Origin of the sequence: Campylobacter coli, assembly GCA_039516895.1 — a bacterium.
GTDB classification, from domain to species: domain Bacteria; phylum Campylobacterota; class Campylobacteria; order Campylobacterales; family Campylobacteraceae; genus Campylobacter_D; species Campylobacter_D coli_B.
The window spans coordinates 285,127-299,062 of record CP154437.1; the positions used below are offsets into that span (position 1 = coordinate 285,127).

Annotated in this window: 15 protein-coding genes; 10 read left to right on the forward strand and 5 right to left on the reverse strand. The window is 32.1% G+C overall.

Annotation, left to right across the window (positions count from 1 at the left end; translation table 11 throughout):
- Window positions 1-4: 4 nt before the first annotated feature.
- The 5 genes from AAID94_01335 to AAID94_01355 form a co-directional block, all read right to left on the reverse strand.
- Window positions 5-1,195 carry a molybdopterin molybdotransferase MoeA gene (locus AAID94_01335; protein XAK24192.1) on the reverse strand — a complete coding sequence of 397 codons (1,191 nt, stop codon included), beginning with the start codon at window positions 1,193-1,195 and terminating at the stop codon, window positions 5-7.
- 42 nt (window positions 1,196-1,237) lie between these two features.
- The gene (locus tag AAID94_01340) at window positions 1,238-1,684 is read right to left on the reverse strand and encodes a molybdenum cofactor biosynthesis protein MoaE (protein ID XAK24193.1); all 447 of its coding nucleotides are present in this window, start codon (window positions 1,682-1,684) and stop codon (window positions 1,238-1,240) included.
- Window positions 1,685-1,906: a MoaD/ThiS family protein gene (locus AAID94_01345; protein ID XAK24194.1), complete on the reverse strand. Its 222-nt coding sequence runs from the start codon at window positions 1,904-1,906 to the stop codon at window positions 1,685-1,687.
- A 216-nt stretch (window positions 1,907-2,122) separates the two neighbouring features.
- Window positions 2,123-2,443 carry an outer membrane protein assembly factor BamE gene (gene bamE, locus AAID94_01350; protein XAK24195.1) on the reverse strand — a complete coding sequence of 107 codons (321 nt, stop codon included), beginning with the start codon at window positions 2,441-2,443 and terminating at the stop codon, window positions 2,123-2,125.
- 14 nt (window positions 2,444-2,457) lie between these two features.
- A complete protein-coding gene (locus AAID94_01355) occupies window positions 2,458-2,646 on the reverse strand; it encodes a YqaE/Pmp3 family membrane protein (protein ID XAK24196.1) in 189 nt (62 codons plus the stop codon).
- Between the two features lie 1,092 nt (window positions 2,647-3,738).
- On the opposite strand from AAID94_01355, the gene nspC reads away from it, so the two are divergent.
- The 10 genes from nspC (at window position 3,739) to selD (ending at window position 13,896) form a co-directional block, all read left to right on the forward strand.
- A complete protein-coding gene (nspC, locus tag AAID94_01360) occupies window positions 3,739-4,893 on the forward strand; it encodes a carboxynorspermidine decarboxylase (GenBank protein XAK24197.1) in 1,155 nt (384 codons plus the stop codon).
- A 332-nt stretch (window positions 4,894-5,225) separates the two neighbouring features.
- Window positions 5,226-5,927, forward strand: coding sequence for a molecular chaperone TorD family protein (locus AAID94_01365; GenBank protein ID XAK24759.1), 702 nt, complete (start codon window positions 5,226-5,228; stop codon window positions 5,925-5,927).
- Window positions 5,902-6,093, forward strand: a complete 192-nt coding sequence (locus AAID94_01370) for a twin-arginine translocation signal domain-containing protein (GenBank protein ID XAK24198.1) — start codon at window positions 5,902-5,904, stop codon at window positions 6,091-6,093. Before AAID94_01365 ends, AAID94_01370 begins: the two co-directional genes overlap by 26 nt.
- Window positions 6,093-8,897: a molybdopterin-dependent oxidoreductase gene (locus AAID94_01375; GenBank protein ID XAK24199.1), complete on the forward strand. Its 2,805-nt coding sequence runs from the start codon at window positions 6,093-6,095 to the stop codon at window positions 8,895-8,897. Before AAID94_01370 ends, AAID94_01375 begins: the two co-directional genes overlap by 1 nt.
- Window positions 8,898-8,900: 3 nt before the next feature.
- On the forward strand, window positions 8,901-9,542 hold the full coding sequence (fdh3B, locus tag AAID94_01380) for a formate dehydrogenase FDH3 subunit beta (GenBank protein ID XAK24200.1): 642 nt from the start codon (window positions 8,901-8,903) through the stop codon (window positions 9,540-9,542).
- Window positions 9,539-10,471, forward strand: coding sequence for a formate dehydrogenase subunit gamma (locus AAID94_01385; GenBank protein XAK24201.1), 933 nt, complete (start codon window positions 9,539-9,541; stop codon window positions 10,469-10,471). Before fdh3B ends, AAID94_01385 begins: the two co-directional genes overlap by 4 nt.
- A 189-nt stretch (window positions 10,472-10,660) precedes the next feature.
- Window positions 10,661-11,443 carry a formate dehydrogenase accessory sulfurtransferase FdhD gene (gene fdhD / locus AAID94_01390; protein XAK24202.1) on the forward strand — a complete coding sequence of 261 codons (783 nt, stop codon included), beginning with the start codon at window positions 10,661-10,663 and terminating at the stop codon, window positions 11,441-11,443.
- Window positions 11,436-12,167 (forward strand): winged helix-turn-helix domain-containing protein, encoded by a 732-nt coding sequence (locus AAID94_01395; protein XAK24203.1) that lies wholly within the window; start codon window positions 11,436-11,438, stop codon window positions 12,165-12,167. The genes fdhD and AAID94_01395 overlap by 8 nt, the downstream gene beginning before the upstream one ends.
- Window positions 12,168-12,293: 126 nt before the next feature.
- Entirely contained in the window at window positions 12,294-12,866 is a 573-nt protein-coding gene (yedF, locus tag AAID94_01400) for a sulfurtransferase-like selenium metabolism protein YedF (protein ID XAK24204.1), read from the forward strand.
- A gap of 7 nt (window positions 12,867-12,873) precedes the next feature.
- A complete protein-coding gene (selD, locus tag AAID94_01405) occupies window positions 12,874-13,896 on the forward strand; it encodes a selenide, water dikinase SelD (protein ID XAK24205.1) in 1,023 nt (340 codons plus the stop codon).
- Window positions 13,897-13,936 lie beyond the last annotated feature (40 nt).

Below are 13,936 nucleotides of genomic sequence, written 5' to 3' on the forward strand. Positions count from 1 at the left end.
AATTTCAAGGCATGAAGATAATATCTACCAAGCTTTCATTTTCTAAAATTTCACATTCTTTTGGCGCTATCATCAGTGCGGCTTTATTGTTAAGATTATTTATGATCGCACTTGAGCCTTCTTTTTTTCCTTCTAAATTTGCCAAAATGCGTCCATTTTTAAATTCCACATTGCAAGCAACAAATTCCAAATAAGGTGTTTTTTTCTTATAACTTCCTTGCAAAAAGGCTTTGCAAATATAGTCTTTTGGTTGAAGTAGCCAAGAGTTTAAAATCTCTCTTGCATAAAGATTAAACATTACCATAGCCGAGTAAGGAAAACCTGGTAAAGCGATGATGAATTTTTCATTAGCCTTAGCTATCTTGATATGTCTTCCTGGTTTGATATCTGCTTTATCGATGATGAGTTCATACTCTTTAATAGCTTTTTTTAAAAAGTCAAAATCTCCCATCGAAACTCCGCCCGTCGTAACCAAAATATCACAACTTTGCAATGCGCTTTCAAGGGTAGAAAAAGTAGCTTTTTCATCATCTTTTAAAAGTGGAAAAACCCTTGTATCGCAATTTAAATTCTTAGCTAAGCTGGCTATGGCGATATGGTTTGAAGATCGAATTTGAGCAGGATTTTCTAAGGCTTCTCCTAGATCTTTTATCTCGCTCCCACTGCTTAAAACTCCTATGATAGGCTTTATAAACACACTGATGTGAAAAAATCCAAGTTCGGCCAAAAGAGCTATTTCGCTATAGCTTAGTTTTGTGCCTTTTTTGAGTAAAATTTCATCTTTTTTATAATTTTCTCCAATTTCTCTAACTGCAAAGCCTTTAGAAACCTTTTTTTCTATAAAAAGTGTATCTTTTTCCACACGAACATTTTCAACAGGCACTAAAGTATCACTTCCTTCGCTCATAAGCGATCCTGTAAAGGTTTTGACACAAGTATCGTTTTCTACTTTAAATTCAGGCATAGTCCCTGCAGGTGTGATGCCTAAAATTTTTAAAGGTTTGTCCTGATCTTCAAATTTGATAGCATAACCATCCATGGCCGAGGTTAAAAATTCAGGCTGATTTTTGCTCGCTTTTATATCTTGAGCTAAAATTCGCCCCAAACACTCAGTAAGAGCTATTTTTTCCACTCTTGAAAAAGGCTTGATATGAGAGTGTAAAATTTTTAGACTTTCTTCATAAGACATTAGCATTTTTATTCCTTCATTTGTCAAGATTGATTTTAAAAAATTAAATTATGGTTTTAAAAGCCCCGCTCCACAAAGTTTGCTTGATCTTTCTTTGGCGTAAATTCTTTGCTTGTCTATCACATCATATTTCCAAATGGGCGCGCTTGCTTTAAAATCTTCTACAAATTCATTGATGAGTTTTAGCCCTAATTTTCTTTGCTTGCTTAAAACTCCTGCTAGATAAGAGCTTTCATGTGTTTTTACATCTCCGATTGAATGTGCAAAAAGCAAGATCACACCTTCTTCTTCAACTCTTTTTTGCCATTCATCAAACCATTTTTTCAAAAGTGGCTCATAAATATCAAAGCTAAGTGCTTCAATGCCTCCTTCTTCGCGCACTATACCACAAAAAGTCAGCAAAGCACCACAATTTTTATCCTTAGCAAATTCATACCATTTTGCATAAATTTGCGGAATATCTAAGGCATTATTTGTCAATATAAATTCACTCATTTAACCCCCACAAACCGGTGGTAAAAGTGCGATTTTATCACCATCTTTTAAGCTAGTGTTTTCATCAAATACGATTTCATCATTTAAAGATACAGCGCAAAGCTCTAACCATTCTTTTAAGCTTTCATCTTCTTGTAAAATTGCTTTTAATTCTTTTAAATTTTTTATGTTTAATTCTAGTTTTGGTTTATTGATAGGACCTAAAAATTCTACACTAACCATAATAACTCCAATTTTTTAAAAATGTTTTTAGTATAACATAAATGTTTTAAAGTCTATTGATATTTTTTTATTTTAATAATAAGGTTTATAATTTGCAATAGCGGTGAAATTGATGAAAATATAAATAATATGTAAACTTAAGTTTGATTGTAAAAAATGCAAGAATATTGTTAGAATCAAACTTGCATTTTTTGTTTATTTTTTAATTATTGTAGTTTAATTCAGTAAGGGATTGCTATTGTTCGAACCTTGAGTTTTGTATTTTTTAACTACTATACCCTTTTTATTAAATTCAAAAACTGTGCTTTCATCCTTATTAAACCCTGGAAGTGAAGTAATTCTGGTAAAATCATAATACCATACTTCTTTGTTACCTAAGGTTGTCTTTCTTGCAGGATAGCCTATGATTTTTTCAACATCCTCTTGTGTACTTTTTCCTATAACAATAGTGTCTAATTTATTTTGCTTGACTTCTAAACCTTTTTGATAGCAAGCACTTAAAATAAAAGTTAGAAAAATACATAAAATATATTTCATTAAGTCTCCTTATTTTACTTTTTTAAAGCTTTTGTGATTTTTTGGTCTGTTTTGTATTGATTAAGAGCATAAATAGCCCAAATCATAGCAGGTAGCCAGCCAATAAGAGTGATTTGCAAAAGAAAACAAATCAAAGCAGCAAAAGGTCTTTTGATTGTCAAAAAACCGAGCCAAGGCAAAATAAAACAAATAATTAATCTCAATGTTTTTCCTTTAGATTGGTGAATTATGAAATTTCTATTATACCCCCCCCCCATAAATTTAAACTTAAAAATAGTTTCATAAAAGGAAAAATTTCATTTTTTATAATTTTTACAAAAATTTGAAAAATAAGAGGTTTTCCGTAAGTATTTTTTAACTCGTTTTGAGGAATTTGTTTTATGTTTTCTCTTTCTGGTGAAAGCAGGTTAGAGCCAAAGTGTTACAAACTTTAAACTTTTGGTGTATTTTACTAAAAAGGCTTAAAAGTAAGTTTGTGTTTTTACTTATTTTAAATTTTATTTAATATTTTTAGTTCTAAGTTTTTGGGCAATATTAAATCAATAATAAATTTCCTAAACTCATCATTTTAGATTTCAATCACATCTTTTAAGGTTCTAAAAATCCGCTTTTGATTTCTTATCTATTTTTTATAATGCTGTGTATTTTATGATGATTTTCATTTATAAGTAATTTCTTTAAAATTCTTTAACTCTTCTAAAGGTTGAAAATATCTTAAATTTTTAAGATATTTTAGTACTATTTTTGATGTTAGCATTAGTTAAGTATAGATAGAATATAGGGGTTTTTACCATCATTTTTAACTAATTTAAAATTTTATTTCGCTTTTTTATTGTTTATGGTTAAATTTTGATGCAACTTACAGAGCCTAAGAATTTTGGATTATTTGGTAATTTCTATCTCATTTACTACTATTTCTATGGCTTATGAAAGAATTTTTTCGAGGGCTAAAAGGGTTGGTTTTTCTGTTTGAAATTTTATTAATATTTAGAAGTTTTAATTTTTAGAGTAAATTCTTTAAAAGGTATTTATATCGTGCGTATTGTGACTTGAGTGACTCATGTTTGCGTGTATTCATTTTAGAATGATCATAGTATAATTACATCTAGCAATTTGTTAAACCCAAGGTATTAAATTTAAGAAAAATTCTTCTATTTGTCTTTATTCCTTTTTTTATATTTTACATTAAAATTACAGAAAAGTTATATTTTATTATGTAAATACGATCAATTGTTAACTTATTTAATAAATGTTTTTTTGGTATTATTTTAGAATTAATTTAAAGGATGATTGTGATGAGTTATTTAGATCAGTTAAAAAACACTCCAGCTTATATTTTGGAGGAAGATAAATTAAGAAAAAATTGTGAAATTTTAGCAAATGTTGGTGAAAAAAGCGGAGCTAAAGTGCTTTTAGCTCTAAAAGGTTTTGCTTTTTCAGGGGCGATGAAAATTGTGGGTGAGTATCTTAAAGGCTGTACTTGTAGTGGGCTTTGGGAAGCAAAATTTGCTAAAGAATACATGGATAAAGAAATTCATACCTATTCGCCTGCTTTTAAAGAAGATGAAATGAGTGAGATTGCTCATTTATCCCATCATATTGTTTTTAATTCTTTGTATCAATTTGATAAATTTAAATCCTTGTGTACTAATAACTCTTTAGGGCTTCGTTGTAATTTAGAATTTTCTTTTGCTCCTAAAGAGCTTTATAATCCTTGCGGGAAATATTCTAGACTAGGGATTTTGAGCAAGGATTTAGAAAATTGTGATTTAAGTGGAGTAGAAGGACTTCATTTTCATGCACTTTGCGAAGAGAGTGCAGATGCTTTAGAAGCTGTTTTAAAGGTTTTTGAAGAGAAATTTGGCAAATGGATTAAACAGATGAAATGGGTCAATTTTGGCGGGGGACATCATATCACAAAACAGGGCTATGATATCCAAAAAATCATCACTCTTTGTAAGAAATTTAGCGATAAATATGGCGTGCAAGTTTATCTTGAGCCAGGAGAAGCTGTGGGTTGGCAAAGTGGGGTTTTAGTAGCAAGTGTAGTGGATATAGTTGAAAATGAGAAAAGAATTGCTATTTTAGACACTTCAAGCGAAGCTCATATGCCTGATACTATCATCATGCCTTATACAAGCGAGGTTTTAAATGCTAGAATTTTAGCAACAAGAGAAAATGAAAAAATTTCAGATTTAAAAGAAAATGAATTTGCTTATTTGCTTACAGGAAATACTTGTTTAGCCGGAGATGTGATGGGAGAATACGCCTTTAAAGAGGAATTAAAACGCGGAGATAGGGTGGTATTTTTAGATCAAATTCATTACTCTATAGTAAAAAACACAACTTTTAATGGCATAAGACTTCCAAATTTAATGCTTTTGAATTCCAAAAATGAACTTGAAATGATAAGAGAATTTTCTTATAAGGATTATGCTTTAAGAAATTAAAAATTTTTTGGAAGAATAATTTTATTATTTCTTTTTAGCATAAAATATTTTTTAAATGACAAAATGAAAGTTTTGTTTTTTAGGCTTAAATATTTTATGCAACTTTTTTTAAAAATATCCATTAAAATGCTATTTTATAGGCTTTTAAAGCTAAATTATATTTTTTCAGATCAGGCAGATTTTTAAGAAAAATTCAGTTTATTTTAAAACAAATCATATTAAGATAAATCAGTCAAAAATAAGGATTAAGAAGGAAAATTAGGTGTAATTTGCATAATATTATTTTGCAAATTATTTAACGACAAATCTTCAAAAATTTGAATGAGTTAAAAATGGATTTAGAAAAACTAAGATTAGCTAGAAGTCTTTATTATCAGTGCTTAGGAGAACTTTTCGTTTTTTCATTTTCCGAAAATAGATTATGCAATTTAAAAGCTTATTTAGAAGCTATGCAAGAGGGTTTATTTGATGAAAGTTTAAGAACAAGTTTTGAAATTTTACTTTCTAATTTAAAAGATACGCAAGATCTCCAAGCATTTTATAAAGAATACGACGAGCTTTTTTTAGCACTTAAAAATACTATTCCTATGACTTTCTCTTATATAGAAGAAGGTTTTGAAAATTCAAAAGCATTGCTTAATGTAAGGCAGATTTTAGCTAAAAGTAAAGTCCGCCGCAATGAAAAAATTTTTAAAGAAGCTGAAGATAGTGTAGGATTTTGTTTTATTTTGATGAGTGAATTTCTAAAAAATAAGGAAGATGAACTTGCTAAGGCATTGTTTGAAAAAGTCATCAATCAAGGTATTGATGAATTTTTAATGCTTATTTTTTCAAATTCAAAAGCAAAGCTTTATAAAGAAATAGCAAATATTGCTGTGCAGTTTGTAGAATTTGAAAGATATTGTTTTGAACTTGAAAAACCTACCACAAAACCTTCCAAAAAAGTTCAAAATGATTTATCTCGTTCTGAATTTTTAAGAAGAGAAGCAAATAAACAAAGGAGGTCTCGTGAAAAATCGCAGGGAATTTCTTAAAAAATCTGCTATTGCTTTGGGTACTGCAAGTCTTTTAGGCGGTGCAAGTGTAGCTTTTGGGCAAGATGAAGAAAGAAAAGATCTTGTTAGAGGCAAAAGCAAAAAAAAGGAAGTACTTTATCAAAGAAGTGCTAATTGGGAAAAATATTATATGAGGGCTGAATAATGTCAAGTATGAATGAAACTATCAAGCTTAATCGCCGTTCTTTTCTTAAAATGGCTGCGCTTTCAAGTTTGGCAAGTCCGTTGCTAGCTAGAAGCGAAACTTTAAGAGAAGCAAATGCAGATGAATTAAAAGAAGCTTATGAAGGAAGTCAAAAGATTAAGAGTGTATGTACCGCATGTTCTGTGGGCTGTGGAATTATCGCAGAGGTTCAAAACGGAGTGTGGTTACGCCAAGAAATCGCACAAGATCATCCTGTTAGCTCCGGAGGTCATTGCTGTAAGGGCTCTGATATGATCGATATGGTGCGTTCTCATGTGCGTTTAAAATACCCTATGAAAAAAGAAAATGGAGAATGGAAACGCATTTCTTACGAACAAGCTTTAAGTGAAATCGGAGAAAAATTAGCAGGTTATCGTAAAGAAAATCCAGAAAGCGTTATGTTTTTGGGTTCTGCAAAACTAAATAATGAACAAGCTTATTATATAAGAAAATTCGCAGCATTTTTTGGAACCAATAATGTAGATCATCAAGCTAGAATTTGACACAGCGCAACAGTCGCCGGTGTGGCGAATACATTTGGTTATGGCGCTATGACAAACCATCTTGGAGATATTCAAAGAAGTAAATGCATTATTATTATTGGAGCAAATCCAGCAGTAAATCACCCTGTAGGTTTTAGACACTTCTTAAAAGCAAAAGAAAAAGGTGCTAAGCTTATCGTTGTAGATCCTAGATTTACAAAGAGTGCAGCAAAAGCAGATATTTATGCAAGAATTCGTCCAGGTACTGATATTGCTTTCATGTATGGAATGTTAAAAATCATTTTTGATGAAGGTTTAGAAGATACAAAATACCTTGATGAAAGAGTTTTTGGTATCGATAAAATTCGTGAAGAAGCTGCAAAATGGACTGCTGAAGAAGTAGAAAATGTAACAGGAATTTCTAAAGAACTTCTTATTCAAATCACTCATGAAGTAGCTAAAAATAAACCGACTACATTGATTTGGGCTATGGGTTTAACACAGCACACCGTAGGAACCTCAAATACGCGTTTGGCTCCTATAGTGCAAATGGTTTTGGGAAATATAGGTAAATTTGGTGGCGGGGTAAATATTTTACGCGGACACGATAATGTGCAAGGTGCTTCAGATATGGCGTGCTTGAGTGAAAATTTACCAGGTTATTACCCTTTAAATGAAGCGACTTGGAGATATTATGCTAAGATTTGGGGTGTTGATTATGAGTGGCTTTTGGGAAATTTTGTAAACAAAGATTGGATGCATAAAACCGGACTTTCACTTGCTAGGTGGTGGGCTGCAGCCTTAAATGGCAAAGATGGAAATGATAAAGTGGATAATGCAGGAACGCCTTTAAAAGCTTTGGTGGTAATGGGAAATGGTATCACTTCAACTGCACAGCAAGCTAAAGTTAAAGAAGGTTTGGAAGCTTTAGAACTTTTGGTTTTAGCTGATCCTTTTGTCAATGAAGCAGGGATTATCGCAGAAAAAAAAGATGGAATTTATCTTTTACCTGCTGCAACGCAGTTTGAAACAAGTGGAAGTGTAACAGCTACAAATCGTAGCGGACAATGGAGATTTAAGGTTATAGATCCACTTTATGAAAGCAAAGAAGATCAAGAAATTTTATTTGAGCTTGCTAAAAAATTAGGTTTTTATGAGGACTTTACTAAAACTTTACGCGATGAAAATGGTAAGATCGTTTGGCCTGAAAATGCTACAAGAGAAATCGCAAGATCGGTTAGAAGCATAGGGCTTAATGGTTGGAGTCCTGAAAGACTTAAAAAACATACTTTACATTGGGATAAATTTGATGAGGTAACCTTAGAAGGTAAAGATGAATTAGCGGGTGAATACTATGGACTTCCTTGGCCTTGCTGGAGTGATAAACATCCAGGTTCTCCTGTACTTTATAATACCGATATCGAAGTGGCAAAAGGTGGTATGGGATTTAGAAATAATTTTGGCCTTGAGTATGAAGGTGAAAATTTATTGGCTAAAAATGCTCCGATAAATTCACCTATAGATACAGGTTATCCACAAATCACTAAAGATAATATAGAAAAAGTTCTAGGTATTACCTTAAGTGCTGAAGAAAAAGAAAAGATGGGTGCAATTTGGTCTTATGATGATAGCAATATCATAGCAACTAAATGTATAGAAAAAGGTATAGTGCCTTATGGAAATGCTAAAGCTAGGGCGGTGGTTTGGACATTTAAAGATCAAATTCCACTTCACCGTGAACCGCTTCATTCTCCAAGAAATGATTTGGTGCAAAAATATCCTAGTTTTGAAGATCAAAAAGCGCTTTATCGTGTGGATACGAAATTTGTTTCTGTGCAAAAGGCTAAGGATTATTCTAAAGAATTCCCACTCAACCTAGTTACAGCAAGGCTTGTAAATTTAAATGGTGCAGGCATGGAAAATAGAGCTTCGATGTATCTTACTCGTTTAACACCTGAGATGTTTTGTGAGATAAATCCTGAACTTGCAAATGAGCAAAAGATTAAAGCAGGAGATATGATTTGGGTGCATTCTCCAGAAGGAACTAAAATTCATGTGAGGGTAAAACTCAATCCAGGTGTAGCAAAAGATATGATTTTCTTGCCTTTCCATTTTACAGGTGTGATGCAGGGTGTGGATTTAACGCATAATTTCCCTAAAGGAACCAAACCTTATGCAAGTGGAGAAAGTGCAAATACAGTTACAAATTATGGTTATGACATTATGTGTCAAATTCCTGAAACCAAAGGCGGCCTATGCCGTATCTCAAAAGATGGGGTGTAAAAGATGAGTAAGGTAAATTTTGCAAATTTAGAAAAAGAACGCTTGAAATTCTTTTGTGATAATGAGCGTTGTATTGATTGTAATGGATGTTCGGTAGCTTGTGATGAAGCGCACGAACTTCCTATCAATATCCGTCGTCGTCGTGTCATCACCCTTAATGAAGGAGTGCAAGGAAAAGAAGTTTCTACTTCGATTTCTTGTATGCATTGTGATGATGCACCTTGTGCTATAGTTTGCCCTGTGGATTGTTTTTATATCCGTGCAGATGGTATTGTTTTGCACGATAAGGAAATTTGTATAGGTTGTGGCTATTGTCTTTATGCTTGTCCTTTTGGTGCTCCACAATTTCCAAAAGATAGCGTATTTGGTAACAAAGGCATCATGGATAAATGTACGATGTGTGCAGGTGGACCTGAAAGTACAAATTCAGAAAAAGAAAGAGAGCTTTATGGGCAAAATCGTATCGCTGAAGGAAAAGTACCTGTATGTGCAGCTATGTGCTCGACTAAAGCACTTTTAGTAGGTGAAAGCTCCAAGATAGAAGAAATTTATCATAGCAGATTGCAAAGTAGGGGTTATGGAATTGCTAATCCTTCGCAAAGTATAGAATGGAAAATTGCTTACATAGGAAAGGAACGCTTATGAAAAAAATATTGATAACACTTTTAAGCACTTTTGTAAGTTTGTTTGCCTATGGCAGTGAACGAATGGGACAAGATACACAAATTTGGGATTTTCATCGTATTACAAATATTCCAAATTATGACACTTTTGGCAAGCTTTGGACTACTTTGCAAGGTGAGTATATAGCTACTATAGCTTTGATTGCGATGATTGCGGTTTTTTCAGCTTTTGCTTTGCATTATATGGTGATAGGTCCAAAACAATTTTCTCATGATGGAAAGAAAATTTATGCATTTTCTTTGTTTGAAAGAATTTTCCATTTTATCGCGGCTATTTCGTGGGTGATTTTGGTACCTACGGGTTTTGTGATGATGTTTGGAGCAACCTTTGGAGGCGGTATGTTTGTAAGGGTGTGTAAAAATTTGCACGCTTTTGCAACGATTTTATTTATCATTTCTATTATTCCTATGTTTTTATGGTGGATAAAAAGAATGCTTCCTGCTAGCTATGATATAAGATGGATGATGATAGTGGGTGGCTATTTAAGCAAAGTAAAACGCCCTGTTCCTGCGGGTAAATTTAATTTTGGGCAAAAATCTTGGTATTATATTGCCGTATTTGGTGGATTTTTGATGATTATCACAGGCGGCTTTATGTATTTTCTTGATTTTAATTCTACTGCCATTCAAGGTCTTTTTGGTTTAACACAAATCGAGCTTTTAAGACTTTCAGCTATTATTCACAATTTCTTAGGAATCATTTGTGCAGTATTCTTTGGAATTCACATTTATATGGCGGTATTTGCTATTAAAGGAAGTATTCATTCTATGGTAAGCGGATATAAAGAAGAAGAAGAGGTTTATATTTTGCATAGCTATTGGTATAAGGAACTAAGCAATAAAAAACAAATCGAACCTAGTTTTTCTTATGATCCTAATGTAAAAATTTAAATTTTACTCTGTGAAAATCTCTTAAAATTTTTTAGGAGATTTTCACAAATTTTGAAGTCCAAAATTTATAAAAAAATACTTTTAATTATCAAAAATGCATAAAATGAAATGCCTATATTTTCATATATTTCTTATAATTATATTTTTTTGATATAATACTTTTATAATTTTATTGATAAAGAGATGATAATGGAACCCTTATTTACAACTCAAATTTTAAAATACAAAGGCAAAGATTTATTTACTTGTGATGATACTTTAGTGCGTGAAATCAAACTTGAAATTTTTATCAATGATGAAAAAGTAGGCGCTTTAATGGCAACTCCTGTAGATGAGCAAGCTTTGGCGGTGGGGTATTTGATGAGTGAAAATATCATTGCTAAGGTATCTGATATAAAGAGTATAGAAACTAAAGATGATGGCATGAGTGTGCATATTAAAGCTAAGATTGATAAAGAAAATCTAGCCAAGCTGAATGCTGAAGGCGTGGTGATAAGCGGTTGTGGTAGAGCTCATACAGCCAATATTGATCCACAAAGTATAGAAGCAAGTAAAATCACAAGTGCGGTAAAATTTAATAAAGATGAAATTTTAAAACAAATGAGTGAATTTTATACTCAATGCGATCTTTATGAAAAAACAGGTTGTGTACACACAGCCAAACTTTTTGTCGATAAAGATACTTTTTTTATAGGTGAGGATATAGCCCAACACAATACCATAGATAAAGCTTTAGGAAAGGCAAGACTTGCGGGAGTAGAGCTTGGCAAATGTTTTTTAATGGTTAGCGGAAGGCTTAGTTCTGAAATGGTGGCTAAGGCGGTGATGCACAAAATTCCTGTTCTTATTTCGCGTACAGCCCCTACTTGTTTAGGTGTCATGATAGCAAGAAAATTTGATTTAACACTTTGTGGCTTTGCAAGGGGTGAAAATATCAATATTTATAGTGGAGAAAATAGAATCAATGGATAAAAATAAAGAAATACTAGCTTATATGAAAGAGCTTTTAAATAGCAATGAAAAGCTTGATTGTGGAACAGCTTTTAAAATCGCTAAGAAATTTGATGTAGCCATAGAAGAGATAGGTAAAATAGCAGATATCAATGGAATTCGTATTGATAATTGCGAGCTTGGGCAATTTGGTCATCTTGATTTTGAAAAAGCAAAAATAGAAGTTTTAAGAAAGGTAGAGCCTAGTTTAGATGAAAAGCGTAGAATTTTTTGCAAGGATGCAAGAGATATTGCCAAAGAGGGCTGTGGATTAAAATCAATGCGTTCTGCTTTAAAAGCATATAAAATTGATGTGAAATATTGCCAACTTGGTTGTTTTAAAGAAAAAAAAGGTAAGCAGTTTGTAGTTAGAACTAAGACTTGGATAGAAAATGCAGACGGAGATTTGCTTTTTGGAAAAGGAAAAACCGAGCTTTTAGAACTCATAGGACAAACAGGAAGTTTACTTCATGCTTCAAAACTTATGGGGATAAATTATAAAAAAGCTTGGATGCATTTGCAAGTTTTACAAAAAAATTCTCAAGAAATTTTAGTAAGCTCAAGGCAGGGTCGTTCTAAGGAGTCAGGCACCAAGCTTACGCCAAGAGCTATGGAGCTTATGGAAAATTACGCTATTTTGCAAAAAGATATCGAAGAATATGCCAATAAGCGCTTTAAAGAATTGTTTTTTAAACATAAAAAATAATTTTTAAGCTTAGTTTTTTTCAATTTTTAAATGCAAGCAATTTAATAAGCTTGCATATTTCTTTGATTTAAAGACAAAAAAAGCAAGAAAGTATTATTATTTTGTTTATTAAATCAAGGAGAAATAATGAGAATTGATTGTAGAAATCTTGAGTGTCCTAAGCCTATTGTTGAGACAAAAAAAGCACTTCAAAATCTTCAAAATAATGAAATTTTAGAAATTGTATTAAATTCTGTTATTTCTAAAAATAATGTTTTGAAATTTTTAGCTTCTTTGAATTTACACGCTGATATCGAAGAAAATAATAATGAATTTTATATAAGGGTAAAAAAGCAAGAGCTTGATTTTTCCAAAGCCAGTACAGATGAATATAATGTTTTATTTTTAAAGACAGACAAAGTAGGTGATGGCAAATTAGGAGAAAATTTACTCGTAGGTTTTTTAAGTACTTTAAAAAATGTAGAAAATATCCCGAGTAAAATTCTTTGTGTCAATGAAAGTGTTTTTATCAATGTAGATGAGAGTCATAGAGCTCATTTGGCAATGAAAGAACTTGAAAAATTAGGTGTTGAGATTATAAGCTGTGGAGCTTGTTTAGAATTTTTTGGAAAAAGCAAGGAGCTTAAGATAGGAAGCATTGGTAATGCTTATGAGATTTTAAATGAGCTTTGTGGCAAGGCAAAAATCATCACTTTATAAGGAAAATATGGAATACAAAAACCAGAATCTAACACACTTTGTAAAAGCAGCAGGTTGAGCAGCGAAATTAAGCCCGGGTGGTCTTAAAACAATTTTAAATTTCATGCAAACAAGCCCAGCTTTACTCAGTGATATCGGCAATAATGAAGACGCAAGTGTTTTTCAAATTAGTCCTGAATTAGCCTTAGTGCAAACGCTTGATTTCATCACTCCTATAGTAGATAGCGCTTATCATTTTGGTGCTATTGCTGCAGCCAATGCTTTAAGTGATGTATTTGCTATGGGTGCAGAGGTGATTAATGCTTTAAATATAGTAGGCTTTGATACTTGCCATCATGAATTAAATATCTTGCAAGAATTATTGCAAGGTGCAAATGACAAGGTTCAAGAATGTGGTGGCATTATCGTTGGTGGACATACTATAGAAAGTAGTGAGCTTTTCTTTGGACTTAGTGTAACAGGAAAAGTGCACCCTAAAAAATTTATAGCTAATAATACCGCTAAAGAAGGGGATTTGATTCTTTTAACCAAGCCTTTAGGAACGGGTATTTTAAGTACAGCTTTAAAAGCTCAAATGTTAGAAGAAAAACATTTAGATCGTATGCTTGAAAGTATGATGAGTTTAAATTATAAATCCAGTCAAATTGCACTTCGTTTTGGGGTTAATGCGATGAGCGATGTTACAGGTTTTGGCTTTTTAGGACATTTAAGAGAAATGTTAAATGATAGCATTTCATTTATGATTTTTAAAAACGAGCTTCCTTATTTAGAGGGTGTGAAAGAATATTTTGATATGGGTTTGATTCCTGGTGGAGCTTATAAAAATTTAGATTTCATGCAAGAGCTTTATCCTAGTTTAAATGAGGAAGATTTACTGCTTTGCGATCCTCAAACTTCAGGAGGACTCTTAATCGCCATAGAAGAGAAAAAGGCTTTAGAATGCCTTAAAGCTTTAGAAGATGAAAATATTAAAGCTAAAATTGTTGCCAAAGCAGTAGCTAAACAAGATGATAGATTTTTATTTTCTTAATTTTTGTTACTTATATACCCGTAAAAAATTTTTTAATCCT